The 24,690-nt window shown below is 72.0% G+C and carries 21 protein-coding genes; 7 read left to right on the plus strand and 14 right to left on the minus strand.

Features of this window, described 5'->3' with window-relative positions; genetic code table 11:
• Positions 1-45: 45 nt before the first annotated feature.
• The 6 genes from ACFPIJ_RS14175 to ACFPIJ_RS14200 are packed head-to-tail and all read right to left on the minus strand — an operon-like array spanning position 46 to position 6,373.
• Positions 46-1,737 (minus strand): ABC transporter transmembrane domain-containing protein, encoded by a 1,692-nt coding sequence (locus ACFPIJ_RS14175; RefSeq protein ID WP_380115260.1) that lies wholly within the window; start codon positions 1,735-1,737, stop codon positions 46-48.
• Between the two features lies 1 nt (position 1,738).
• The gene (locus ACFPIJ_RS14180; protein WP_380115261.1) at positions 1,739-1,978 is read right to left on the minus strand and encodes an MbtH family protein; all 240 of its coding nucleotides are present in this window, start codon (positions 1,976-1,978) and stop codon (positions 1,739-1,741) included.
• A gap of 30 nt (positions 1,979-2,008) precedes the next feature.
• Positions 2,009-2,812, minus strand: a complete 804-nt coding sequence (locus ACFPIJ_RS14185) for an ABC transporter ATP-binding protein (RefSeq protein ID WP_380115262.1) — start codon at positions 2,810-2,812, stop codon at positions 2,009-2,011.
• Positions 2,809-3,867 carry a FecCD family ABC transporter permease gene (locus ACFPIJ_RS14190; RefSeq protein ID WP_380115264.1) on the minus strand — a complete coding sequence of 353 codons (1,059 nt, stop codon included), beginning with the start codon at positions 3,865-3,867 and terminating at the stop codon, positions 2,809-2,811. The genes ACFPIJ_RS14185 and ACFPIJ_RS14190 overlap by 4 nt, the downstream gene beginning before the upstream one ends.
• A gap of 5 nt (positions 3,868-3,872) precedes the next feature.
• Entirely contained in the window at positions 3,873-5,024 is a 1,152-nt protein-coding gene (locus ACFPIJ_RS14195) for a FecCD family ABC transporter permease (protein WP_380115265.1), read from the minus strand.
• Complete coding sequence (locus ACFPIJ_RS14200) at positions 5,021-6,373, minus strand: lysine N(6)-hydroxylase/L-ornithine N(5)-oxygenase family protein (RefSeq protein ID WP_380115266.1); 1,353 nt, start codon at positions 6,371-6,373, stop codon at positions 5,021-5,023. Before ACFPIJ_RS14200 ends, ACFPIJ_RS14195 begins: the two co-directional genes overlap by 4 nt.
• A 200-nt stretch (positions 6,374-6,573) precedes the next feature.
• Here ACFPIJ_RS14200 and ACFPIJ_RS14205 point away from each other — a divergent pair, with 200 nt between their 5' ends.
• Complete coding sequence (locus ACFPIJ_RS14205) at positions 6,574-7,521, plus strand: methionyl-tRNA formyltransferase (RefSeq protein WP_380115267.1); 948 nt, start codon at positions 6,574-6,576, stop codon at positions 7,519-7,521.
• A 10-nt stretch (positions 7,522-7,531) separates the two neighbouring features.
• On the opposite strand, the gene ACFPIJ_RS14210 is transcribed toward ACFPIJ_RS14205, so the two are convergent.
• A complete protein-coding gene (locus ACFPIJ_RS14210; protein ID WP_380115269.1) occupies positions 7,532-8,416 on the minus strand; it encodes an expansin EXLX1 family cellulose-binding protein in 885 nt (294 codons plus the stop codon).
• Positions 8,417-8,480: 64 nt separating this feature from the next.
• Entirely contained in the window at positions 8,481-9,314 is an 834-nt protein-coding gene (locus ACFPIJ_RS14215) for a PIG-L family deacetylase (RefSeq protein WP_380115270.1), read from the minus strand.
• 61 nt (positions 9,315-9,375) lie between these two features.
• Between ACFPIJ_RS14215 and ACFPIJ_RS14220 the strand changes: the two genes are divergently transcribed.
• Together ACFPIJ_RS14220 and ACFPIJ_RS14225 are read left to right on the plus strand one after the other, a co-directional pair.
• Entirely contained in the window at positions 9,376-12,264 is a 2,889-nt protein-coding gene (locus ACFPIJ_RS14220; protein ID WP_380115272.1) for an ATP-binding protein, read from the plus strand.
• 246 nt (positions 12,265-12,510) lie between these two features.
• Positions 12,511-12,717: a hypothetical protein gene (locus ACFPIJ_RS14225; protein ID WP_380115274.1), complete on the plus strand. Its 207-nt coding sequence runs from the start codon at positions 12,511-12,513 to the stop codon at positions 12,715-12,717.
• Between the two features lie 5 nt (positions 12,718-12,722).
• Here ACFPIJ_RS14225 and ACFPIJ_RS14230 read toward each other — a convergent pair whose 3' ends face one another.
• Positions 12,723-13,700, minus strand: coding sequence for an NAD(P)-dependent alcohol dehydrogenase (locus ACFPIJ_RS14230; protein ID WP_380115275.1), 978 nt, complete (start codon positions 13,698-13,700; stop codon positions 12,723-12,725).
• 90 nt (positions 13,701-13,790) lie between these two features.
• On the opposite strand from ACFPIJ_RS14230, the gene ACFPIJ_RS14235 reads away from it, so the two are divergent.
• Complete coding sequence (locus ACFPIJ_RS14235) at positions 13,791-14,480, plus strand: TetR/AcrR family transcriptional regulator (protein WP_380115276.1); 690 nt, start codon at positions 13,791-13,793, stop codon at positions 14,478-14,480.
• A 37-nt stretch (positions 14,481-14,517) separates the two neighbouring features.
• On the plus strand, positions 14,518-15,156 hold the full coding sequence (locus ACFPIJ_RS14240) for a maleylpyruvate isomerase N-terminal domain-containing protein (protein ID WP_380115277.1): 639 nt from the start codon (positions 14,518-14,520) through the stop codon (positions 15,154-15,156).
• Between the two features lie 76 nt (positions 15,157-15,232).
• On the opposite strand, the gene ACFPIJ_RS14245 is transcribed toward ACFPIJ_RS14240, so the two are convergent.
• Genes ACFPIJ_RS14245 through ACFPIJ_RS14255 form a run of 3 tightly spaced genes read right to left on the minus strand, consistent with a single transcriptional unit; the run spans position 15,233 to position 18,361 of the window.
• Positions 15,233-16,060, minus strand: a complete 828-nt coding sequence (locus ACFPIJ_RS14245; RefSeq protein ID WP_380115278.1) for a carbohydrate ABC transporter permease — start codon at positions 16,058-16,060, stop codon at positions 15,233-15,235.
• Positions 16,061-16,065: 5 nt separating this feature from the next.
• Entirely contained in the window at positions 16,066-17,034 is a 969-nt protein-coding gene (locus ACFPIJ_RS14250; protein ID WP_380115279.1) for a carbohydrate ABC transporter permease, read from the minus strand.
• A gap of 10 nt (positions 17,035-17,044) precedes the next feature.
• A complete protein-coding gene (locus ACFPIJ_RS14255) occupies positions 17,045-18,361 on the minus strand; it encodes an ABC transporter substrate-binding protein (protein ID WP_380115280.1) in 1,317 nt (438 codons plus the stop codon).
• Positions 18,362-18,480: 119 nt separating this feature from the next.
• On the opposite strand from ACFPIJ_RS14255, the gene ACFPIJ_RS14260 reads away from it, so the two are divergent.
• Positions 18,481-19,485, plus strand: coding sequence for a LacI family DNA-binding transcriptional regulator (locus ACFPIJ_RS14260; protein WP_380115282.1), 1,005 nt, complete (start codon positions 18,481-18,483; stop codon positions 19,483-19,485).
• A gap of 105 nt (positions 19,486-19,590) precedes the next feature.
• On the plus strand, positions 19,591-21,909 hold the full coding sequence (locus tag ACFPIJ_RS14265) for a beta-xylosidase/alpha-l-arabinosidase (protein WP_380115284.1): 2,319 nt from the start codon (positions 19,591-19,593) through the stop codon (positions 21,907-21,909).
• 58 nt (positions 21,910-21,967) lie between these two features.
• Here ACFPIJ_RS14265 and ACFPIJ_RS14270 read toward each other — a convergent pair whose 3' ends face one another.
• Both ACFPIJ_RS14270 and ACFPIJ_RS14275 read right to left on the minus strand, forming a co-directional pair.
• Positions 21,968-23,293, minus strand: coding sequence for an extracellular catalytic domain type 1 short-chain-length polyhydroxyalkanoate depolymerase (locus ACFPIJ_RS14270; protein WP_380115286.1), 1,326 nt, complete (start codon positions 23,291-23,293; stop codon positions 21,968-21,970).
• 10 nt (positions 23,294-23,303) lie between these two features.
• Entirely contained in the window at positions 23,304-24,656 is a 1,353-nt protein-coding gene (locus ACFPIJ_RS14275) for a glycoside hydrolase family 10 protein (RefSeq protein ID WP_380115287.1), read from the minus strand.
• Positions 24,657-24,690: the final 34 nt, after the last annotated feature.

Below are 24,690 nucleotides of genomic sequence, written 5' to 3' on the forward strand. Positions count from 1 at the left end.
AAACCAACGCCACCAATTCGCGGCCCGAGACGCTCCGCTGGCCGCTCATCGCAGCACCACCTTCCGGTAGTTGTCGTGGGTCGCGCCCAGCTCGGCGTGCCCGCCCTCGACCGTGACCCGCCCGTCGTCGACGACGACGACCCGGTCGGCGACGGCGAGGATGGCGGGACTGCTGGTGACGACGACGGTCGTGCGCTCCTGACGCAGCGCGCGGACGGCCCGCGCGATCGACTGCTCGGTGACGGCGTCGACGGCGGTGGTCGGGTCGTGCAGCACCAGGATCGGCGGGTGGGCCAGCAGCGCGCGGGCGAGCGCGAGCCGCTGCCGTTGCCCGCCGGACAGGGTGGCGCCGCGCTCGGCGACGTGCCGGTCGATGCCGTCGGGGTGGCCGTCGACGACCTCGTCGGCCGCCGAGGCGGCGAGCGCCTCCAGCAGCCGCGTCCGGTCGGCCGGGGCCGGGCCCGCGACGTTGGCGGCGACGGTGCCGGTGAACAGGTCCGTCTGGTGGGGTTCGACGAGCATGACGGCCCGGGCCTGGGCCGGCTCCAGGTCGTGCAGGGCGACCCCGCCGAGCAGGATGGAGCCCTCGAACTCCTCGGGCGGGACGCCGCCGGCGAGGAGCCGCACGATCGCCTCGCCGTCGGCGGAGCGGGGGGTGACCACGCCGACGAACTCGCCGGCGCGCACCGTCAGGTCGAGGCCCTCGAGGGTCCCGTGGCGCAGCGCCGCCAGTACAAGATGCGGCTCTGTAGCGGTTTTCTGCGCTTCGCCGGGGGGCAGCAGCAGCTCGGCGCCCAGGACGAGCGCGGCCCGGTCCGCGGAGGCGCGCGCCTCGGCGACCCAGCTCGGCACGATCGCGAGGAGCCCGATCGGCTCGAGCAGGAACTGGGCCAGGCCGATGACCATGATGAACTCGCCGACGCTGATGCGGCCGTCGAGGGCGAACCAGCCCGCGAGCACGGCCACCCCGCACGCGAGCAGCGCGCTGCCGGCGGTGGAGAACGCGAGGTAGCGGCTCTGGGTGCCGGCCGCCCGCAGCGAGGCGCGCAGCGAGGCCTGGCTGACGTCACGGTACCGGCGGGCGGCGGCCCGCTCGGCGCCGAGCCCGCGCAACGGCCGGACGCCGCTGACGAGGTCGGTGGCCAGGGCGGTGGCCTTCCCGGCCAGCTCCTGCTGCTCGGTGACCCGCCGGGTGATGAGCGGACCGGCGAACTGCATGCCGACCAGCACGAGCGGGGTGCCGACGAGCACAACCAGGCCGAGCCGCCAGTCGACGACGAGCAGCACGGCGGCGCTGACCGCGGTCGCGGTGATCGCGCCCGCGATGCGCGGCACGTAGTCCAGCAGGTAGGAGACGTTGTCAGCGTCGGTGCTGGACACCGTCAGCAACTCGCCGGCCCGCAGGTCCGTGCGCAGCCGCCGCGGGTGCACGATCTTCGCGGCCAGCTCGCCGCGCAGCAGGTACGCCTCGTTCGCGATGGCGAGCATCAGCTGGCGGGCGCCGAAGCGGTAGCACAGGTGCAGCCCGACGAACAGCGCGCCGAGCGCCGCCACCCAGAGCAGCAGGGCCGTGCCGTCGCCGGGCGCGACGGCACGGTCGATGCCGACGCCGATGAGGACCGGCACCGTCGCCTCGGCGAGCTGGTGCAGGCTGATCAGGCCGGTGCCGCGGGCGAGGCGGCCCCGGTTGCGGGTGATGGAGCGCCGCAGGATGAGGGATCCGGTGGTCGGCGGCATCTCAGGCGGCCGGGGCGGTGTCCTGCGACATGCTCTCCCGCAGGCTCCTGGGCCGCAGGTCGGTCCAGTGGCGGTCGACGTAGTCCACGCACTCCTGGCGGGAGGTCTGGCCGCTCTCGCCGAAGACGATCCGCCAGCCCGCCGGCACCGCGGCGAACGTCGGCCACAGCGAGTGCTGGTCCTCGTCGTTGACGAGCACGAAGAACGTGCCGTTCTCGTCGTCGAACGGGTTGCTGGACATGGTCGTTCCTATCTGTCGAAGGGCTGCGGATCAGAGCGGCAGGGCGGCGTGCAGGGCGCCGGCGCGCGGGATGACCAGCGGGGTGCCGGTCTCCGGGTCGGGGATGATGCGGCACGGCAGGCCGAAGACGTCCTCGACGAGCTCGCCGGTGACGACGTGCCGCGGGTCGCCCTCGGCGACGATGACGCCCGCCTTCATCACCACGATGTGATCGGCGTAGCGGCAGGCGTGGTTGAGGTCGTGCAGGACGGCGACCATCGTGGTGCCCTGCTCGCGGTTGAGCCGCAGGCACAGTTCCAGCAGCTCGACCTGGTGGGCGATGTCCAGGAACGTGGTCGGCTCGTCGAGCAGGACGATCGGGGTCTGCTGGGCGAGGACCATCGCGACCCACACCCGCTGCCGCTGACCGCCGGACAGCGTGTCGACGGGGTCCGCGGACAGTTCGGTGACGCCGGTCGCGGCCATCGCGGCGGCGACCGCGGCCTCGTCGTCGGCGGACCACTGGCGCAGCAGCCGCTGGTGCGGGAACCGGCCACGGGCGACGAGCTCGGCCACGGAGATGCCGTCCGGCGCGACGGAGGACTGCGGCAGCAGCCCGAGCCGCCGGGCCACCTCCTTCGCCGGGTAGGCGTGGATCGATTTGCCGTCCAGCAACACCTGGCCCTTGGCCGGGGCGAGCAGCCGGGACAGCGCCCGCAGCAGCGTCGACTTGCCGCAGGCGTTGGGACCGACGATCACGGTGAACCGGCCGTCGGGGACCGCCAGGTCCAGGTCGGCGCTGATCGTCCTGCGGTCGTAGCCGACGGTGATGCCGTCCGCGCGCAATCGGGTCATGCTGATCTCCTCGCCTGTCTGGCCAGTAGCCACACGAAGTACAGGCCGCCGATCGACACGGTGACGACGCCGACCGGCAGCTGGGTCGGCGCGAACGCCCGCTGCGCGGCGAAGTCGCTGGCCATGAGCAGCAGCGCGCCCATGGCGGCGGACGGGGCCAGGGCGATCCCGGCGGTGCGGGCCAGCCGGTGCGCGAGCTGCGGCGCGGCCAGGGCCACGAACGAGATCGGTCCGGCGACGGCGGTGGCGGCGGCGATCAGCGCCACGCCCAGGGCGAGGTAGGCCAGGCGGGTCCGTTCGACGCCGACACCGACGGCGGCCGCGGCGTCGTCGCCGAGCTCCAGCACCTGCAGCCGCCGGCCGAGGGCGAGGACCAGGACGCTCAGCCCGCCGATGGTGACGGCGGCCGGCGTGACCTGGGCCCAGCCGAGGCCGTTCAGCGTGCCCTTGCCCCAGATCGTGGCGGAGATGGCGGTCTGCAGGTCGACCTTGATGATGAACCACTCGTTGATCGAGCTGAGCACGGCGCTGATCGCGATGCCGACGATGATGAGCCGGAAGCCCTGCACGCCGCGCCGCAGCGACAGCAGGTAGACCGCGGCGGCGGTGGCGATGCCGCCGATGAGGGCGGCGGTGGCGGTCTGCGGGTAGCTGCGGCCGACGAACACCACACAGACCAGGACGCCGGTGTACGCGCCGGTGCTGAACCCGAGCACGTCGGGGCTGCCGAGCGGGTTGCGGGTCAGCGCCTGGAAGATGGCACCGGACAGGCCCATCGCGGCGCCGACCAGCAGGGCTAGCAGGACGCGGGGCAGGCGCCACTCGACCACGACGAGCCGGACGGCGCGGGAGCCCTCGCCGGTGAGGGCCTGCAGCACCTCGGCCGGGGTCGCGGTGAACTCGCCGGTGCCGAGCGCGAGGACCGCCACGGCGGCGGCGAGCAGCAGCAGCATGAGGCAGGTGACGGTGGTGCGGACCCCGAGGCGGACGGAGGCGATCGGGCCGAGCCGCAGCACGAGCGCCGACCGTCCGAAGTCGACGGACCTTGACTTCACGGGGTTCACAGCGCGCTCGCCGAGCGGCGGCGGACCAGCCAGATGAGCACGGGCGCCCCCACGAACGCGGTCACGACCCCGGCCTGCAGCTCGCCGGGGCGCAGCACGACCCGGCCGAGGACGTCGGCGGCGAGCAGCAGCGTCGGGCCGCCGACGAGGGTGTACGCGAAGATCCACCGCTGGTCGGGTCCGGTGATCCACCGGGCGACGTGCGGCACCATCAGCCCGACGAAGCCGATCGGCCCGACCGCCGCGGTCGCCGCGCCGGCGAGCAGCGTCACCGACAGCACCGCGCCGGCCCGGGTGCGGCCGAGGTTCGCGCCCAGGGACCGGGCCAGGTCGTCGCCGAGCGCGACCGTGTTCAGGGACCGCGCGACCAGCAGGGCGAGGACGAGTCCGGCGACGACGAACGGGGCGACCGCGCCGATGACGTCCCAGCCGCGGCCGGTGAGCGCGCCGACGTCCCAGAAGCGCAGGTAGTAGAAGGCCCTCGGGCGGATCAGGCGGATGCCGGAGGAGATCCCCTCGAGGACGGCGCCGAGCGCGACGCCGGCGAGCAGCAGCCGCACCGGCGTGGCGGGTCCGCGGCCGACGGCGGCGAGGGCGTAGACGAGCACCATCGCCACGACGACGCCGGCGAAGGCGAACCAGACGTAGGCGGTGATGCTGGACAGGCCGAGCAGCCCGATCGCGATCACGACGAACAGCCCCGCGCCCGCGTTGATCCCGAGGACCTGCGTGTCGGCGAGGGGGTTGCGGGTGACCGCCTGGATGACGGCGCCGGAGATGCCGAGCGCGGCGCCGACGAGGACCGCCAGGACGGTCCGCGGCACCCGCAGGTCCCGCACGATCGACTGGTCGGTGGTGCCGGTGTAGTGCGCGAACGCGTCCCAGATCGTGGCCGGGGACAGGTTCTTGGTGCCCACGACGATGCTCAGCAGGCAGCACACCGCGAGGACCCCGACGGACACGGCGAGCCACAGCCCGCGCCGGGCGTTCGTGGCGGCCAGGCCCGCTGGCCGCTTCGCCGGAGCCGGCTGGGCCACGACGGCGCCGGGCACCGCAGCGCCAGACACCAGGGCCGGCGAGCGGCGCGCCGTGGTGAGCAGCGCCGCGGTGGCCTGCGGCGGTGGCTGCGGTGGGGTGGGCCCGCTCACGCGTAGGAGCTGGCTCGGCCCGAGCCGGACAGTGCGGGCAGGGCGGGCTCGACGTGCCGCCGGCCGCAGACCGACTCGAGGATCTCGGCGGAGCGGATCGCGGTGTTGGACAGCAGCGAGGAGCTGATGCCGTGGGTGTGTTCGGTGCCGCCCTGCAGGTAGATCCCGGCGTGCACGGCGGGGTCGGTGCGGATGCGGTAGTCGCGGTCGACGACGGCGCGGCCCTGCTCGTCGTAGTGGCAGCGGCCGGCGAGCTCACCGAGCAGCGGGAACGGGTCGGCGGGCGCGTAGCCGGTGGCGCAGACGAGCACGTCGGCGTCCAGGACGGTGCGCGCGCCGGTGAGCATCGACTCGACGGTCACCGCGACCCGGCCGCCGGTCTCCTCGGCGGCGGTGAGCCGGGACACGTTGAGCAGGCGGAGCCGTTGTGAGCCGAGCACCTTCTCCCGGTACACGCGGCGGTAGAGCGTCTCGATGAGGTCGGTGTCGACCACGGAGTAGTTGGTGTTGGCGTGGTAGCCCAGCAGCATCGACTTCACCTGCGCGGAGGCGTCGAAGTAGTCGTCGACGGCGAGGGGGTCGAAGATGCGGTTGGCGAAGGGGCTGTCGTCGGCGGGGCTGTAGCCGTAGCGGGACAGCACGCCGCACACCTCGGCCGACGGGAAGCGTTCGTGCAGGAACGCGGTCACCTCGGCGGCACTCTGCCCGGCGCCGACGACGACGAACCGGGACGGGTCGGTGCCGGCCAGACCGTCCACATTGGTCAGCAGGTCCCGGCTGTGCCAGACCCGCTGCGACGCCTCGATGCCCGGCGGCAGGGCGGGGCGCAGGCCGCTGGCGAGCACGACGTTGCGGGTGCGGACGGTGTACGGCGCACCGGTGGCGTCCCGTGCCTCCACGTCGTAGGCCGTCACGACGTCGTCGGTGACGACGGGACGCACGGCGGTGACGTCGGCGCCGTAGCGGACCAGGTCGTCGACGCGGACGGCGGCCCACTCGAGGTAGTCGTGGAACTCGATCCGCAGCGGGAACAGGCTCTTGTGGTTGACGAAGTCGATGAGCCGGCCGCGCTCGTGCAGGTAGCACAGGAAGCTGAAGGAGCTGGTCGGGTTGCGCATCGTGACGAGGTCCTTGAGGAAGGACACCTGCATCGTCGCGTCCTCGATCAGCATCCCCCGGTGCCAGCCGAAGGCGGCCTGCCGCTCCAGGAACACCGCGCTCACGGGCGCCGAACCGGCGGTGGCGTTGCGCTCGTGCACCGCGATCGCGAGCGCCAGGTTCGAAGGGCCGAAGCCGACCCCGACGAGGTCGTAGACCGGCACAGCGTCCTCCTGGCGCAACTCTGGCATCGCAGTCCCATCGTTCACGTCGAGACCCGGCTCGACCGTTCCGGCTCCGCCACCCGCTGATGTGGAGTTAGGCAAGCCTAACCTTAGCTAGCGTCCTTGTCACGATCGCCCCGCGGCTTCCACGTGAATGAAGGGTAGACTAACCTAACCTCCGATCGAAGGCTATGGCATCGAATGTTGTCACTCACCTGGGAGGCCCCATGCGCGTCGTCATGTTCGGATATCAGACCTGGGGGCACCGCACGCTCCAGGCGCTGCTGGCCTCCGAGCACGAGGTCGCGCTGGTGGTGACCCACCCGGCGAGCGACCACCCTTATGAGCGGATCTGGAGCGACTCGGTCGCCGATCTCGCCACCGAGCACGGGGTCGAGGTCCTCATCCGCGACCGGCCCGACGACCCCGAACTGCTCGACCGGCTCAAGCAGGCCGACCCGGACGTGATCGTCGCCACGAACTGGCGCACCTGGATCCCGCCGGAGATCTTCGAGCTCCCCCGGCTCGGCACGCTCAACGTGCACGACTCACTGCTGCCGTCCTACGGCGGCTTCGCCCCGCTGATCTGGGCCCTCATCAACGGGGAGAAGGAGGTCGGGGTCACCGCGCACATGATGGACGCCGGGCTCGACGCCGGTGACATCGTGCTGCAGCGGGCGGTCCCTGTCGGCGACCGGGACACCACCACCGACCTGTTCCACAAGACCCTGGAGCTGTTCGGCCCGATCACCGTGGACGGCCTGGACCTGATCGCGTCCGGGCGCACCGACTGGACCCCGCAGGACCGCTCCAAGGCGAGCTTCTTCCACAAGCGGGCCGAGGAGGACAGCCGCATCGACTGGACCTGGCCGGCGGAGGACCTCGACCGGCTCGTGCGGGCACAGTCCGACCCGTATCCGAACGCGTTCACGTATCACCGCGGCCACCGCATCCGCATCGTCGCCGCGTCGGTGTCCAAGGGACTGTACGGCGGCACCCCCGGCCGGATCTTCATCCGCGAGGGCGACGCCGTGGTCATCGTGGCCGGCGCCGAGGCCCGCCGCGGCCGCAGCCATGGCCTGGCCGTCGAACGGATCCGCACCGAGGACGGCACGGAACTGGCCGCCACCGACTACTTCACGACGATGGGCGGTTACCTGACCAGCCGGCGCTGACCCGAGCCGCTCAGCCGCACCTCGCGGGCGGCTGAGCCACCGCGCCGGTGCTGGTTTCAGTGCCGGCTTCGGCGGGTTCACTGGCCGGCTCGCCGGTGGGCGACTTCGGTGCCGACCCGGCCGCGGTGGTGCCCGGCCTGCTGGCCGCCGGGGTCTTCGGCGCCGAGGTGGCGGTGGCGCCCGGGCGCTGCACGGTGCCGACGGTCAACGTCACCCCGGTCAGGGTCGTGCGCCGCCCGGCGGTGTCGGTGACCCGGACCGTGAACGGGCCGGTGCCGGCCCCGTTCTGGGCGATCCAGTAGTTGTAGTCGGTGTGGCTCAGCGCCTTCCAGCCGCCGCCGGCCTGCACCTCCACGGCGGACAGCGGGTTGCCGGTGTTGTCCAGGCGCAACGCCAGCCAGTACCGCGACGAGCCCTCCTTCACCCGCACCGTCATCGGGCCGGGCACCGGCGGGCTGGTCACCTTGCTGTAGGTCACCTTGATGATCCCGGCGACCGGGTCGCCGATCTTCGCGAACGCCTGCCTGCTCAGATCCAGGTGGCCGGCGGCGCACTCCGGGCAGCGGTCGGTGACCTTCACCCGCACCGTGCCCTTCGGGCCCTTGACGTCCAGGTAGCCGCCGCACGCGGCACCGGCGGCGTACTCGGCGTTGCCGAGGGCCACGACGAGGGGGTTCGACACCTGGTCGAACGAGCAGTTGCCGCCGCCGTCGGCCGCGTAGTACGTCGCCTGGCCGGACGAGGCGGCGGCCGCGGCGCAGGCGGCCCCGGACGACTGCGCGACGAGCGCGACGGTCGCGGTGCCCGCCACGACGGCACCGGCGGCCGCGACCACCCAGGTCCGGCGGCGCGTCCACCACGGCGAGGGTTCGGGGGTGTCCAGCACGAACGGCATCGTAGCCGCACCCCCGACCGCCCCGGCCGCACCAAAGGAACGCTTAAGGCGCTCCTCAGACGCCTCAGCGCAGCCCGGCGAACAGGTCATCCTCCGGCAGCGGCGCGCCGGTGGTGTCGCGCACCCGCACGAAGGTCTCCACCCCCATCAGCTCGGTGAACTTCTCCTTGCCCATGCGCAGGAAGAAGATGTTCTCGCCCTGGCTGGCGTGCGCGGCGAGCGCGTCGAACTTCTGCGGCCCATAGGCCCGGGTGTCCACCCACGTCGAGATCTCCTCGTCGGGCAGACCCATCGGCGGACCGGCCGGCGGCGCGTCGGGGTCCGGCTCGGGAAACTCGACGCCAAGCTCGCGCAGCGTCTTGCCGAACTCCTCCATGCCGGAGCGCGGGACCGTCGTCCAGTACACCTTGGCCGGGCTGCCGGTCAGCTCGACCGCGGCCATCGTGATCCGGTGCGCCTGGATGTGGTCCGGGTGCCCGTAGAACCCGTTCTCGTCGTAGGTGACGACCACGTCCGGCTGGTAACGGTCGATGAGCGCGGCGAGGCGCTGCGCGGCCTCCGGCACGGGCGTGGTCCAGAACGAGCCGGCCGCGTCGTTCGTCGGCCAGCCCATCATCCCGGAGTCCGGGTAGCCGAGCACCTCCAGGTGCGTGACCTTCAACGCGGCGCAGCTGGCCTCGAGCTCCACCAGGCGCATCGCGGCCACCGCCGCCGGGTCGTGGCCCGGCTCCCCCGGCTTGACCCCGCCGGGCCCGTCCCCGCAGCGCCCGTCGGTGCACGTCACCAGCACTGTCGTGACCCCTTCCGCGGCATACCTGGCCAGCACACCACCGGTGCCGGTCGCCTCGTCGTCGGGGTGCGCGTGCACTGCCATCAGCGTCAGGGGTCGTTGAGCCATGCGTCCCACCCTATCCAGCGCCCCCGGCTCAGGTCGGCCACCGTGGCGCCGATAACAGGGTGTGCGGGGTCGTGGGTCACGATCGGCGGGTGCGACGCCCGCGGGGCGCGACGGTGATCCGGCGCGCCTGGAGTCGCTGCACGCCACCGGGCTGCTGCAGGCCGCCGGGGTGCCCTCGCTGGACCGCCTGACCCGCCTCGCCCGGCGGGCGGTCGGCGTGCCGTCCGCCCTGGTGTCCCTGGTCGACGCCGACGGGCAGGTCTTCGTCAGTGTGGCCGGGCCCGTGGTCGGGCCGGACTCACCGGTGGCTGACCTCTGCCGGAGCGTGGTGGACAGCGACGCGCCGGTGGCCGTGACCGGAGGCGGCCGGCTGGGACCCGCCTGCGCCGGACACCCGCTGCGCACCCCGGACGGGCAGGTGCTGGGCGCGTTCTGTGTCGTCGACCACACGCCACGGCAGTGGACCGCCGAGGAGCTCGACGCGGTCGCGGACCTGGCCGGCGCCGCCGAGGTCGAGCTGGCGCTGCGGCTGGCCAACAGCGAGCTGATGCTCGCCTCGACGCGCACCCAGGCGGTGCTGGACAGCGCCGCCGACGCGTTCATGTCGCTCGACGCGGCCGGCGCCGTGCTGGCCTGGAACGTCGCCGCGGAGCGGATGTTCGGCCGGTCCGCGGCGGAGACCCTCGGCCGGCCGGCCGGCCTGGTCGTCGCCGACGAGTGCCGCGACGACTTCGCCGCCTGGCTGGCCGGGGCGGCCGGCCGCGGGTCCGCCGCGACCCTCGAGGTGACGGCGGTGGACCGGACCGGCCGGAGGTTCCCGATCGAGGTCGTCGCCCAGGTGTACGCCGAACGCCACCGGGCGGTCGTGCACGCGTTCGTGCACGACCTGAGCAACCGGCAGGCGGCGCGGCGGCAGCTGGAGGCCGAGCGCACGTTCCAGCGGGCGCTGCTGGACAGCCTCGACACGGCCGTCGTCGCCTGCGACAGCGAGGGCCGGCTCGCCACGGTCAACCGCGCGTTCCACGACACGCACCAGGGCGTGCCGGTGGAACCGACCACGGGGCAGACCTGGGCGGAGCGGTTTCAGCTGTTCGCCGCGGACGGCCGGCGGCTGCTGCGACCCGACCAGGTGCCGCTCGCCCGCGCGTTCGCCGGGGAGCACGTCCACGGCGAGGAACTGGTGGTCGGCGGCCCGGGCGGCGTGCAGCGGCGGTTCCTGTGCAACGGCCAGCCGATCGACGCCCCGGACGGCCAGCGGCTCGGCGCGGTCGTGGCGATGCACGACATCACCGAGGCGCACCAGGCCGAGCGGCTCCGGGACGCGCAGCTCGCCGTCGCCGAGGCGTTGACGACCGCGGGCGGCGCGGCGCAGGCGGCGGAGGCGGTCATCGAGGCGGTCACGGTCGCGCTCGACTGGGCGTTCGGCGAGTACTGGCACGTCGACCCGGACACCGACACGGCGATCCGGCTCGGTGTCTGGGCCAACCCCGGGCGGGCCCGGCCCGGCTTCCTCCACGATCCGCCGCCGGTCACCCGCGACGGCGGGATGATCGGCCAGGTCTGGCGCACCGGGCGGCCGCAGTGGATCGCCGACGTCAACCAGCTGCCGTACGCCTCGAAACGCACGGCCGCCGCCGTCGCCGCGGGGTTGCACGCCGTGATCGGGTTGCCGGTCCTCAGCGGCGGGACCGTGCTCGGCGTCCTCGTGTTCGCCACCGAACGGCTCGTCCCGCCCGACCCGGACGTCGTGGCCATGCTCGACGGTGTCTGCGCGCACATCGCCCGGCACATCGAGCGGCTGCGCGCCGACGACCTCAGCACCGCCCTCGCCGCCGCGCGCCTGGACTTCGACCGTGTCATCGCCAGGGTCAACGACTTCGTCTGGACCGTCGAGGTGCTGCCGGACCAGTCCGTCCGGTCGGTGTACGCCAGCCCCGACGGCGCCGGGGTGTTCGGCTCGCCGATGCCCAGCGGCACCGACCTGGCCATGGTCCTCGCCGAGCGGGTCCACCCGGACGACGTCAAGGAGTTCAGCGGGTTCAGCGCGTCCGTCGCCGCGGACCAGCCGGCCGAGATGGAGGTCCGGGTCCTCGGTTTCGACGGTGTCACGCGCTGGGTGTGGACCCGCGCGCTGGCCCGGCGGGAGGACGGCCGGCTGTTCCTGGACGGGATGAGCAGCAACGTCACCGAGCGCCGCGTCCTCGCCGAGCACCGGGAGGAACTCCTCGCCGAGCAGCGGCAGCAGGTGGAGCGGCTGCGGGAGCTGGACCGGATGAAGGACGACCTCGTCGCCCTCGTCTCGCACGAGCTGCGCAACCCGATCGGCACGATCCTCGGCTACGCGGAGATCATCGGCGACGAGCCCGGCGTCAGCGACGAGGTGCGCCGCTACGGCGAGGTCATCTTCCGGCACAGCAGCCACATGCAGCAGCTCGTCGACGACCTGCTGGACCTGGCCCGGCTCGGCAGCGCGAGCCTCGCGGTCAACCCGCGGCCGCTGTCACTGACCAGGGCGTTGCGGGAGGCGGTCGAGGACCACCGGCCGGCCGCTGACGCCAAGGGTCTCACGGTCCGGCTCGAACCCGGCGCGAACCTGACGGTGCGGGCCGACCCGGCGCGGCTGCGGCAGGTGCTGGACAACCTGCTCTCCAACGCCGTCAAGTACACCCCGGCCGGCGGGACGGTCACGGTCGCCGCCGTGAGCGCCGGCGACGCCGCCGCCGCCATCAGCGTCAGCGACACCGGCATCGGGGTTCCGGCCGAGCAGTACCAGCAGCTGTTCACCCGGTTCTTCCGCGCCTCGACGGCGCTCGCGCACGGCATCAAGGGCACCGGCCTCGGCCTGGCCGTCACCAAGGCCATCGTCGACGCGCACCACGGCACGATCACCGCCACCCCGGCCGAGCCGACCGGCACCACGTTCACGTTCACCCTGCCGACCACCCCCTGAGCGTTGGTGAACGGAAGGTGTACACAAGGTGAACGATCTTCCAATGCGTAGCCCCGCCGGCCACTAGGCTAAACATCGAATCCGCGGGTACAAACCAGCAGGAATCGGGGGTGGGTTCAGATGGCGAAGAAGTCGAAGAAGGACAAGAAGAAGAACAAGAAGAACAAGAAGAAGAAGTAGCCGGCCGTGCCGCCGTTCCGCTCTGGCAACGGCGGCAACGCCACCCGACGTCGAGGGTCAGGACCCATGCACCACGACATTCTTGTGCTCCTTGACGCGCACCTGGCGCACCTGCGCGCGGCGCGGGATCAGCTCGCCGCCACCCGCAGGGTCACTCCGGGCGAACGGCACGCCGCCGTCCTGCACACCGTCGAGGTCAGCGAGCGCTACGCGGCACACGCCCGGATCCTGCTGGCCGAGCTCGACGCGGAGGAGCCGAGGGTGCCGGCATAGCCCGTTCAGACGGTGATGACGACCTTCGCCCGCGCATGGTCCATCTCGAGGTAGCGGACCGCCTCCGCGCCGTCGCTGAGCGGGAACGTGCGATCGATGACCGGGGTGATCGCGCCGGACTCGACGAGTTCCCCCAGCGTCTCGAGGTTCCTGCCGCTCGGCACCGCGACGAGGACGACCACCCGGTGGCGGACGAACCTCGACACCAGCCGTCCCCGGGTGATGAGGCCGACCGGCCCGAAGAGGCTGCCGCCCCCGGACACGCCGCCGCCGGACAGCACCAGGGTCCCCGCGGGCGTCAGGACCCGCCGGAATTCGGCCAGTGAGTGGTTGCCGACGAGGTCGAACACGACGTCGTACCGGTCGGCGCCGAGGGTGAAGTCCTCCCGGGAGTAGTCGATCACCTGGTCCGCGCCGAGGGAGCGGACCAGGTCGGCGTTCCTGGTGCTGCACACGGCGGTGACCCGCGCCCCGAAGGCCTTGGCGATCTGCACGGCGAACGTGCCGACGCCGCCGGACGCGCCGTTGATCAGGACGTGCTGCCCGGCGGTGACCCGCGCCGCGTCGCGCAGGCCCATGAGGGCCGTGTTCGCGGCCAGGGGCAACGCGGCGGCCTGCTCGAACGTGAGGTTGGCCGGCTTGATCGCCAGCGGACCGGTGGCCGGGATCCGGACGTACTCGGCGAACGCGGCGTCGATCTCGCCGAACACCTCGTCGCCGGGGCGGAAGCCCGTGACCCCCGCGCCGACGGCCTCGACCCGGCCGGCGAAGTCCGTGCCGCGGACCCGCACCTTCGGCGCGCCGAGCCCGAAGGCCATCCGGGCGACGTACGGATCGCCGCGCATGACGTGCCAGTCCCGGGCGTTGACGGAGGCCGCGTGGACCCGGACGAGCACCTCGCCGGCGGCGGTCACCGGCGGGTCGACCTCACCGAGCCGCAGCACGTCGGACGGGCCGTAGCGGTCCTGGACGATCGCCTTCATCGCGTTTCCTCCTTTTCGGAAGGTGTACGGCGTACACCAGCACCCTTTGACGGTAAGGTGTACGGCGTACACCAGTCAAGGGGAGATAGGGTGCGGCAGGTGGACACCCTTCGGCGCGCGCCCCTGACCAGGGACCGCGTGCTGCGCGCCGCCGTGGACCTCGCCGACGGCACGGGGATCGACGCGCTCAGCATGCGCAACCTCGCGCAGACCCTGGGCGTCGTGCCGATGGCGCTCTACAAGCACGTCGCCAACAAGGAGGAGCTCCTCGACGGCATGCTCGACGTCGTCGTCGGCGAGATCGACCCACCCGTCGCCGGCACCGACTGGCAGTCCGCTGTCCGCGAGCGGATCCTCTCCGCCCGCCGGGCGCTGCTGCGCCACCCCTGGGCGTCCCGGGTGCTCGAGTCCCGCACCGCCGCCACGCCGGTGGTCCTGCAGTACATGGACTCGATGATCGGCATGTTCCGGGCCGGCGGCTTCTCCGTCGACCTCACCCACCACGTGATGCACGCGATGGGCAGCCGCATCCTCGGCTTCTCGCAGGAGCTGTTCGGCACTCCCCCGCCGAGCGACGCGCCCGTCGATCCGCAGCTGGTCCGGCAGATGGCCGAGCGGTACCCGTACATCACCGAAATCACGACCCAGGTCGCGCACGACGACGCATCGGTGGTCGGCAGCGGCTGCGACGACCAGTTCGAGTTCGAGTTCACGCTGGACCTGATCCTGGACGGCCTCGAACGGCTCCGGGCGCGCGGCTGGACCTCCCGGCCGGATTGATCGGAATGCGCCCCGCCGGCCGGGTGTTGCCGCAGGCATGACGCAGATCAGGGAGCTCTATCTCACCGCCGCGGCGACCGCGGCCCGGTTGCTCGCCGCACCGGAGGTGGCCGCCGCGTGGCACGAGCCGAGCGCCCTGCCCAAACTCAGCGTGCAGGGGCTCGCCGGGCACCTGGCGGGGCAGATCTTCTTCATCCCCAAGGTCCTCGCCGAGCCGGTGCCCACCGAGGAGGTCATCGGCCTGCACGAGTACTACGCCCGGGTGCACTGGATCGGATCCGACCTGGACGAACCGTTCAACGTCCTCATCCGCACCAGCGGCGAGGACGACGCCGCGGACGGGCCGGCCGACCTCGCCGCGCGGGTCGAGGCCACCGTCGCGTCCCTGCGCACGGAGCTGCCGGCCGCGCCGGACCGGCCGGTGCGCCGCCCCACCTGGGGTGCGTGGTCGATCGCCCTGGACGACTTCGTGGCGAGCCGGCTGCTGGAGGTCGTCGTGCACAGCGACGACCTGGCGCACAGCGTCGGCGTCACGACGCCCGAGTTCCCGCCCGCCGCCGTCGAGACGGTCGTGGACATCCTGTCCCGCATCGCCCTGCGCCGCCACGGCCAGACCGACGTGCTGCGCGCGCTGAGCCGGGCCGAACGGGCACCGGCCTCGATCGCCGCACTGTAGGCAGCTAGGGGCTGTATCGAAGCCGCACCTCCGCCGGAGAGACGCGCCGATCGTTCCCCGGCGAAGGTGCGGCGGCTCAGCCCTTGACCGACCCGGTGAGGCCGCCGACGATGTGCCGTTCGGCGAACACGAAGAAGCCGATCGCGGGGATCATCGAGGCCGCTGTATAGGCCAGGATCCGGGCGGTGTCCTGGGAGAACTGGGACTGGAACGCGGCGACACCGAGCGGCAGGGTGAAGTTCGCCGGGTCGCTGAGCACCAGCAGCGGCAGCAGGTAGGCGTTCCAGCTGGTGACGAACGCCAGGATCGCCACGGTCGTCAGCGCGGGCCGGCTCAGCGGGATCAGGATCCGCCAGAAGAACCCGAGCCGGCCGGCGCCGTCCATCGCCGCCGCGTCCTCCAGCTCGCCGGGGATCGCGGCCATGAACGGGCGCAGGATGACGATCGTGATCGGCAGGGCGAACGCGGCCTGCGGCAGCGCCACCCCGAGCGGGTTCTCCAGCAGGTCCAGCTCGCGCAACAGCAGATACAGCGGCAGGGCCGCCGCGGTGAGCGGGAACAGCAGGCCCAGCGTGAACAGGGTGTACAGCGACTCGCGCCCGGCGAACGTGTAGCGGGAGAGTGCGAACGCCGCCATCGACCCGACGCCGACGGCGAGGGCGGTGGTGATGACGGAGATGAGCGTGCTGTTGCCCATCGCCTGCCAGAAGACGTCGGAGCTGAGCACGTCGGTGTAGTTGCCCAGGTTCCACGGCGACGGCCAGCCGACCGGCTCGTTGTTGATCTGCGCGTTGGTGCGGAACCCGCCGAGGACGGTGAACAGCAGCGGCACGACGGTCACGCCGATGACGAACAGCACGACGAGATACGTGAACGGCGTCCCCAATGACAGGCGTCTCTTCATGCCGGTCACCCCTTGGTTCCGGTCAGTGCGCCCCGCAGGTCGCGGCGCAACGCGAAGCGCTGGTACAGCAGGGCGAAGATGAAGCACACGACGAAGAGCACGACGGCGACGGCGCTGCCGAACCCGAACTCGTAGCGGCTGAAACCGTGGTCGAGCAGGTATGTCGCCATGGTTGCCGAGGCGCTCGCCGGACCGCCGAGCGTCATGATCCACACCAGGTCGAACAGTTGCAGCGAACCGATGACGGACAGGAAGATCCAGATCCGGATGGTGGGCCCGAGCAGCGGCAGCACGATGTGGCGGGTCGTGTCCCACGGGGACGCACCGTCGGTCGAGGCGGCCTCCCGCAGCTCGGACGGGATGCTCTGCAACCCGGCGAGCAGCAGGATGATGCCGAAGCCGATGTACTTCCAGGTGATGACCACGAAGAGCGTGTAGAGCACCAGGTCGCCGTCGGCGAGCCAGTCCTGGATCAGGCCCCCGAGGCCGACCGCGTTGAACAACTGGTCGACCAGGCCGCCGGGCTGCAGCATCAGCAGCCAGACGACCGCGGTGATGGCCTCCGACAGCACGTACGGCGCGAACACCACCAGCCGCAGCACCGCCCGCCCGCGGATCTTGCGGTTGAGCAGCAGCGCCAGCGCGATCGACAGGGGCAGCTGGATGACGACGGACAGCACGGCGATGATCAAGTTGTGCAGCAGCGCGGACCGGAAGACCTCGTCCTCCAGGACCCGCTGGTAGTTGCCCAGCCCGTACGGGGTTCGGGGGCTGAACCCGGTCCATTTGTAGAAGCTGTAGTAGACGGCGACCGCGATCGGCAGCAGCACGAACCCGACGAACAGCACGAGCGCCGGGCTGAGCAGCAACACGAGTTCCAGCCGGGTGCCGCGGCGCCCGGGCCGGCGGGCCGGCCGCGATACATCGCGGCCGGCCTGCTTCGCGGGCGCCGTTGCGGCGGCAACGGTTCCCATCAGTGGCCCATCACTTGTTCGCGACCGCCTTGGTGAAGGCGTCGACGATGCCCTGCGGGCTGCCCTTGCCGGCGAAGAAGTCGGCGATGGCGTCGTTGAGTGCCTGCCCGACGCTCGTGGGCAGAGCCTGGTCGAAGTACACCTGGATGTACGGCGCCTTGTTCAGGTATTCCTGCACGGTCTTGAGCGTGGGGTCCTGGATGGCGGAGATCGCCGCCGGGTTCGCCGGCAGGCTGATCGTGTTGGTCTGCACCAGTTTCTGCTGCACCGGGGCACTGGCGATGTACTTGAGGAAGTCGGCGCACGCCGCGCCGGCCTTGACGGCACAGGAGTAGCCGTCGCCGCCGCCGAGCGCGGTCCCAGGGGTGCCCTTGCCACCGGCAACAGCCGGGAACTCGAACCAGCTGAGCTTCTTGGCGTACTCCTTGTCCTCGGTCAGCGGGATCATCGTGGGCAGCTCCCAGTCACCCTGCAGCTCCATCGCGGCCTTGCCATTGGCGAGCAGACCCGCCGAGCTGCCCGCGCCCTGCTGGGCGGGGGTGCCGAGGAAGGCGTCCTGGAACGGTTTGGTGTCGAGGAACGCCTTGAGGTCCTCGCCGGCCTTGACCCAGCACGGGTCGTCCATCTTGAGGTTCTTCACGGTGTTCTTCACGGTGTCCAGGGAGCATTCGCGGATCGCGAAGTAGGACCACCAGAAGGCGTCGGGCCACTTGTCCTTGCCGCCGACGGCGATCGGGGCGATGCCCTTGGCCTTCAGCTTGGTGACGGCGGCGTTGAGCTCTTCCATCGTTTTCGGGGGCGCGGTGATGCCGGCCTGGGTGAAGAGATCCGTGCGGTACCAGAAGCCGACGACGTGCAGGCCGAAGGGCACGCCGTACTGCTTGCCCTCGACCTGCCAGCCCTTGGCGCCGGCGCCGAGCTCCTGGATCCAGCTCGACGTCGCATCGGTGATGTCCATGAGCTTGCCGGACTCCACCTGGGTGGCCAGGGCACCGCCACCCCACTGCTGGAAGATGCTCGGCGGTGTCGGCGACTGCAGCGCCACCGAGATCTTGGTCTTGAGCGCTTCGTTCTGTGCCGGCTCGACCTTGAACGACACATTCGGATGGTCGGCGTGGTACTGGTCGGCGAGCGACTGCCAGACGCCCTTGGCGGGATCCTGGGCGCCGTTGTGCCACCAGGTCAAGGTCGTGGCGGCATTCGGGTCACCGCTCGAGCTGGGTTCGTCGTCGCCGCATGCGGTCAGGGAGGGCACGACCATCGCCAATGCGACGGTGATCGCGGCCAGCCTCCGTGGGGTGCTCAGGCGGACGTTCAAAGTGATCATCTCCTGACGGGGGCGAGCCGAGCCGAAGGGCTCGGCCCTCGATGACCGCAGAGTCTCCGCCTCAGGAACTAGGCTTGTCAATCGTTGTTGATATCGTTATCGGAAGTTACTCTGCCCTCGTGAAGCCCAGTTCTCGAATCACGATCCGGGACGTCGCCGCGACCGCGGGCGTCTCGGTGGCGACGGTGTCCAAGGTGCTCAACGCCCGTTACGGGGTGTCCGCCGCGACCAGCGCACACGTCCAGTCCGTCATCCGCGAGCTGGGCTACGAGGCGAGTCTCGTGGCGCAGAGCCTGCGCAACCACAAGACCAACGTCATCGGCATCCTCGTCGCCGACCTGGAGCCGTTCAGCACCGAGCTGCTCAAGGGCGCCGCGAAGGCGATCAAGGGCACCGGCTACGAGCTGGTCGTCTACTCCGCCGGCGGGCGCACCAGCGACCAGGCCGGCTGGGAGCAGCGCTACCTGTCGCGGCTGTCCGGCACGCTGATCGACGGCGCGGTCCTGGTCACGCCGACGGTGATCGACGTCGACTACGGCACCGCCGTGGTCGCCGTGGACCCGCACGCCGGGCCGTCCGGCCTGCCGACCGTCGACTCGGACAACTTCAACGGCGCCAGGCTGGGCACCCAGCACCTGCTCGACCTGGGGCACCGCCGCATCGCGATGATCACCGGCCGGCCGGACCTGGAGTCCTCCCGGTTACGTGAGCGGGGCTTCCGCGAGGCCATGTGCGACGCCGGCGTGCCCGTCGACCCCGACCTGATCCAGGTCGGCGACTACGACCCGGACTCCTCCGCCGCAGCGGCCCACCTGCTGCTCAGCAACCCGGACCGGCCCACCGCCATCTTCGGCGCCAACGACGTCTCGGCGATCGCCGCCGTCGAGGTCGCGGCGTCGATGGGGCTGCGGGTGCCCGACGACCTGTCCGTCGTCGGGTTCGACAACGTCCCCGAGGCGGCCCTGGCCAGCCCCGCCCTCACCACCGTTGAGCAGCCGATCCACGCGATGGGCCAGCACGCGATCGAACTGCTGATCAAGCTCATGCACGGCGCGCCGGTCGACACGACCCACGTCCGGCTCCCGACCCGGCTCGTCGTGCGCCAGTCGACCCGCGCGGTCTGAACGTTTCACGGCGCCCCGCGACCGCGCCGTGCGCAACGGCGCACGCGGCGCGCGGTGCGACCCTGCCCGGCCAACGCCACCCTGCACGAACATTGGAGCCCGAGCGTGACACTCGACAGCGGCGTCTCCGCCGGAACCTGGCGGGACACCACGGCGCCCGCGTCCGCACGCGTGGCCGACCTGATGACCCGGATGACCCTGCGCGAGAAGGTGGCGCAGATGTACGGCGCCTGGCTCGACGTCGACGACACCGCCGGCGAGGTCGCCCCGCATCAGCACGACCAGGCGCCCGACCCGATCGACTGGCCCGCCCTCATCCCGCACGGCCTGGGCCAGGTGACCCGCGCCTACGGCACCACGCCGATCGCGCCCGCCGACGGCGCCCGGCGGGTTGCCCGCCTCCAGCGCGAGATCATCGCCGCGGGCCGCTTCGGCCTCCCGGCGATCGTGCACGAGGAGTGCCTGACCGGCCTGGCCGCCTGGCAGGCGACCATCTACCCGGCGCCGCTGTCGTGGGGCGCGAGCTTCGACCCGGAGCTGATCGAGCGGATGGGCGCGCAGATCGGCCGCACCATGCGCCGCCTCGGCATCCAGCAGGGCCTCGCCCCGGTCCTGGACGTGGTCCGGGACCTGCGCTGGGGGCGGGTCGAGGAGACCATCGGCGAGGACCCGCACCTGGTCGGCACGATCGGCGCCGCCTACGTGCGCGGGCTGGAGTCCGCCGGCGTCGTCGCCACCCTCAAACACTTCGCCGGCTACTCCGCCTCCCGCGCCGGGCGCAACCTCGCGCCGGTGTCGATCGGGCCGCGCGAGCTCGCCGACGTGCTGCTGCCGCCGTTCGAGATGGCGCTGCGCGCCGGTGCCCGCTCGGTCATGAACAGCTACACCGACCTCGACGGCGTCCCCGCCGCCGCGGACCCGGCGCTGCTCACCGACCTGCTCCGGGACCGGCTGCGCTTCGACGGCACGGTCGTGTCCGACTACTTCTCCGTCGCGTTCCTGCAGACGCTGCACGGCGTCGCCGGCACCCGCGCCGACGCGGCCGCGCTCGCCCTGCGCGCCGGCATCGACGTCGAGCTGCCCGGCGCCAACTGCTACGGCGCGCCGCTGCTGGACGCCGTCGAGGCCGGCGACGTCGACGAGGCCCTCATCGACCGGGCCGTCACCCGGATCCTGCTGCAGAAGTGCGCCCTCGGCCTGCTCGACGAGGACTGGCAGCCGTCGCCTCCCGCGCTGTCCGACGCCACTGTGGACATCGACCCGCCCGAGGCCCGTGACCTGGCCCGGCAGCTCGCGGAACGCTCGATCGTCCTGCTGCGCAACGAATCCGCGCTGCCGTTGCGCCCCGGCGCCCGGCTCGCCGTCGTCGGTCCCGGCGCAGCGGAGTCCGGCGCGATGCTCGGCTGCTACTCGTTCCCCCGGCACGTCCTGGTGCACCACCCGGACGTGCCCGCGGGCGTGTCCGTGCCGTCGGTGCTGGACGCGCTGAAGGCCGGGCACGACGTCACGTACGCGCTGGGCTGCCCGGTCGTCGGCGGCGACGACGAGCAGATCGCCGCCGCGGCCGAGGCCGCCGCCGGGGCCGACGTGTGCGTCGCGGTCCTCGGTGACCTGTCTGGGCTGTTCGGTGGCGGCACGTCCGGGGAGGGCTGCGACGCGGCCGACCTGCGGCTGCCCGGGCGGCAGGAGGAGCTCCTCGAGGCGCTGCTGGCCACCGGTACGCCGGTCGTGCTGGTCCTGCTCGTCGGCCGCCCGTATGAGCTGTCCCGCCAGGTCGACCGGCTCGCCGCGGTGCTGTGCGGGTTCTTCCCCGGCGAGGAGGGTGCCACCGCGATCGAGGGTGTCCTCAGTGGACGGATCGACCCGTCGGGCCGGCTGCCGGTCAGCTTCCCGGGGGCCGGTGCCTCGCAACCGTCGACCTACCTGGCCGCGCCGCTCGCCCGCCGCAGCGGCGTCAGCAGCGTGGACCCGACGCCGCTGTTCGCGTTCGGACACGGGCTGTCCTACACCGGCACGACGTGGGGCGAGGTCACCCTCTCCCCCGCCGGCGGCTGGGCCACCGACGGCACCGTGGAGCTGGCGGTGCCGGTGAGCAACGACGGCGACCGCGCGACGAGCACCGTCGTCCAGGTGTACCTGCACGACCCCGTCGCCGAGGTGGCCCGGCCCGAGCGGCAGCTGATCGCCGCGGCCCGGGTGGACCTCGCGCCGGGGCAGCACCGCACGGTCGTGTTCGGGCTGCACGCCGACCTGCTGTCCTACTCCGGCCGGGACGGGCGGCGCCTGGTCGAGCCGGGCGACGTCGAGCTGCGCGTCGCGCGGTCCAGTGTGGACGTCCACGCGGCGGTGCGGGTCCCGGTCGCCGGCCCGCGCCGCGTCGTCGGCCACGATCGGCAGCTGCACCCGGTGATTTCGTTGCGCTGACGGTTCAGCACGCGCGAAGGGCGGGACCCGGGTTTCGGGTCCCGCCCTTCATCGTCTTTCAGACGGCCGTGCAGGCGCTGCCGTTCAGGGTGAACGCGGCCGGCTTGCCGGTGTTACCGGAGTGGTTCGCCTGGAACCCGAACGACGTCGATCCGCCGGGCGGGATCGTCGCGTTGTAGCTCAGGTTCCGCGCCGTGACCGCACCCGAGGCCGGGCTCACGGTGGCGTTCCACGCGGAGGTGACGGTCTGCCCCGACGGCAGCGTGAACCCGAGGGTCCAGCCGTTGACGGGGGTGGTGCCCGCGTTGGTGACCGTGACGGCCGTGGTCAGCCCGGTGTTCCAGGCGTTCACGGTGTACGACACGCGGCACCCACCGGCCGGCCCCGGCGACTGGCTCGACGGCGGACTCGACGGCGGACTCGACGGCGAGGCCGGCGGCGAACTGGGCGGGGTGCTCGTCGGGGTCGTGCCCCCGGACAGGCCGAAGAACGCGATCACCATCGCGGCCTGCCCGGCCAGGGGCAGGTTGTGCCCGACGCCGGCCAGGCTGATCCCCTCGACGGGGGCCATGGTGCCCGCGTTGCCGTAGCGGGTGCGGGTCCAGCCGGACTGCGGCTGGTCGGTGAACACCGGGGTCTGGCTGACCCCGAGCACGTTCGTCCACTGCTCGATCTCCTCGCCGAAGTTCGGGTAGGCGAGGGTGGTGTCGTTGGTGCCGTGGAAGACCTGCATCCGCGGGCGGGCCCCGGTGTACCCGGGATAGGCGGCCCGGACCAGATCACCCCACTGCTGCGGCGTTTTGTTGAGCTGGCCGCTGGAGCAGGTGCTGTTCCAGGACGAGCCGTCGGTGGTGGCGAAGCAGCCGAACGGGACGCCCATGAACGCCGCACCGGCCTTGAACACGTCCGGGTAGTCGCCGAGCAGGACGTTGGTCATCATGCCGCCGGACGAGGCGCCGGTGACGTAGATCCGGCCCGGGTCGGCGTTGTTGTGCTGCTGGACGTAGGTGACCATCGACATGATGCCGACCGGGTCGCTGCCACCGCCGCGCCGCAGCGCCTCCGGCGAGGAGACGTCGAAGCAGTTGCCGCTGCGGGTGGCCGACGGGTACACCACGATGAACCCGTACCGGTCGGCGAGCGACGCGAACTCGGTGCCGGAGTAGAACGCCGGGCCGGATCCGGTGCAGTAGTGCACGGCCACGACGACCGCCGGGCGGGCGGCCACGGTGTTGGGCACGTACAGGTGCATGCGCAGGTTGGTCGGGTTGGTGCCGAAGTTGGTGACCTCGGTCAGGGTGGCGGCGGCCGCCGGCGACGCGATCAGGGTGATGCCGGCGACGGCCAGGACCGCGGCGGCCAGGGCGGCTTTGATCAGACGCATCCGGTCCTCCTCAGCTCGCGGCGCAGGTCGGGCTCAGCGTGCCGGCGGTGCCGGTGGCCTGGAAGCCGAACTCGGTGTACTGCCCGGCGGTGATCCGGCCGTTGTAGGACACGTTGCTCCACGTGTTGCCCGACCGGCTCGTGTTCCACGAGTTGGTGACGGTGGCCCCGGACGGCAGCGGCAGCGTGACGGCCCAGGCGTTGGTGCCGTTGGCGCCGGCGGTCACGCGGACGGTGGCGACGAACCCGCCCTGCCACTGGTTCACCGACACCGTCGCGGTGCAGCCACCCGACGGGATCGGCGGCTGCGAGCTCGGCGGCGCCGAGCTGCTGCTGCTCACCGGCGGGTTGCTCGTCGGGCTTCCGCCACCCAGCGCCGCCAGGGTGCTGGTGTACGCGGCCTTCTTGTTGCCGTTGCCGTCGAACAGCAGCGGCGTGCCCGACGCCCGCCACGAGTCGCTGTCCCGGATGCCCCACACGGTGATGCCGGTGCAGCGGCTCACGTTCAGGCAGGCCTGGGTGACCTTGCGGAAGTTCTCGGCCTGGGTGCTGCCGGAGCCCTCGATGTCCAGCTCGGTGATCTGCACGTCGACGCCGAGGTTCGCGAACCGCTGCAGATTCGCCTGATAATCACTTGGTACGGGGCTGGCGGAGTTGAAGTGCGACTGGAACCCCACACAGTCGATCGGCACGCCGCGGGACTTGAAGTCCTGCACCATCGCGTAGACGGCGTTGGACTTCGCGTTCTGCCCGTCGGTGTTGTAGTCGTTGTAGCAGAGCTTCGCGCCCGGGTCGGCGGCCCGCGCGGTGCGGAACGCGACCTCGATCCAGTCGTTGCCGGTGCGCTGCAGATTCGAGTCGCGGCGCCCGCCGCCACCACCGTCGGCGAACGCCTCGTTGACCACGTCCCACGCATAGATCTTGCCCTTGTAGTGGGTGGCGACCTGCGTGACGTGGTTGACCATGGCGTTGCGCAGCGCGGTCCCGGACAGGTTCTGCGCCCAGCCCGGCTGCTGCGAATGCCACGCGAGGGCGTGACCGCGGATCCGCTGGTTGTGCGACTGGGCGTGAGACACGATCTGGTCGGCGGATCCGTAGGAGAACGAGCCCTGCGACGGCTCGGTCGCGTCCCACTTCATCTCGTTCTCGGGCGTGACCATGTTGAACTCGCGGTCCAGGATGCCCGAGTAGACGGAGTCGCTGAGCTTGTACGCCGCGACCGCCGTGCCGAAGTACCGACCCTGCTCCGCGGCGGCCGCGCCGAGCGTGGACGCGGCGGCGTCCGCGGTCGACGCGATGCCCAGCGCCACGGCGACGGCCAGAGCTCCGGCCCCGGCGGCGGCCAGCTTGCGTTTCTTGTCCATTTGCGCAGACCCTTCGTTTCGAAACATTGTTCGG

It is taken from the genome of Dactylosporangium cerinum, assembly GCF_042653625.1.
GTDB classification, from domain to species: Bacteria; Actinomycetota; Actinomycetes; order Mycobacteriales; family Micromonosporaceae; genus Dactylosporangium; species Dactylosporangium cerinum.

Coding starts and splice junctions, on each gene's coding strand:
- ACFPIJ_RS14175 (WP_380115260.1), bottom strand. CDS start 1,737: ATGCCGCCGACCACCGGATCCCTCATCCTGCGGCGCTCCATCACCCGC.
- ACFPIJ_RS14180 (WP_380115261.1), bottom strand. CDS start 1,978: ATGTCCAGCAACCCGTTCGACGACGAGAACGGCACGTTCTTCGTGCTC.
- ACFPIJ_RS14185 (WP_380115262.1), bottom strand. CDS start 2,812: ATGACCCGATTGCGCGCGGACGGCATCACCGTCGGCTACGACCGCAGG.
- ACFPIJ_RS14200 (WP_380115266.1), bottom strand. CDS start 6,373: ATGCCAGAGTTGCGCCAGGAGGACGCTGTGCCGGTCTACGACCTCGTC.
- ACFPIJ_RS14205 (WP_380115267.1), top strand. CDS start 6,574: ATGCGCGTCGTCATGTTCGGATATCAGACCTGGGGGCACCGCACGCTC.
- ACFPIJ_RS14210 (WP_380115269.1), bottom strand. CDS start 8,416: ATGCCGTTCGTGCTGGACACCCCCGAACCCTCGCCGTGGTGGACGCGC.
- ACFPIJ_RS14215 (WP_380115270.1), bottom strand. CDS start 9,314: ATGGCTCAACGACCCCTGACGCTGATGGCAGTGCACGCGCACCCCGAC.
- ACFPIJ_RS14225 (WP_380115274.1), top strand. CDS start 12,511: ATGCACCACGACATTCTTGTGCTCCTTGACGCGCACCTGGCGCACCTG.
- ACFPIJ_RS14230 (WP_380115275.1), bottom strand. CDS start 13,700: ATGAAGGCGATCGTCCAGGACCGCTACGGCCCGTCCGACGTGCTGCGG.
- ACFPIJ_RS14240 (WP_380115277.1), top strand. CDS start 14,518: ATGACGCAGATCAGGGAGCTCTATCTCACCGCCGCGGCGACCGCGGCC.
- ACFPIJ_RS14245 (WP_380115278.1), bottom strand. CDS start 16,060: ATGAAGAGACGCCTGTCATTGGGGACGCCGTTCACGTATCTCGTCGTG.
- ACFPIJ_RS14250 (WP_380115279.1), bottom strand. CDS start 17,034: ATGGGAACCGTTGCCGCCGCAACGGCGCCCGCGAAGCAGGCCGGCCGC.
- ACFPIJ_RS14255 (WP_380115280.1), bottom strand. CDS start 18,361: ATGATCACTTTGAACGTCCGCCTGAGCACCCCACGGAGGCTGGCCGCG.
- ACFPIJ_RS14270 (WP_380115286.1), bottom strand. CDS start 23,293: ATGCGTCTGATCAAAGCCGCCCTGGCCGCCGCGGTCCTGGCCGTCGCC.
- ACFPIJ_RS14275 (WP_380115287.1), bottom strand. CDS start 24,656: ATGGACAAGAAACGCAAGCTGGCCGCCGCCGGGGCCGGAGCTCTGGCC.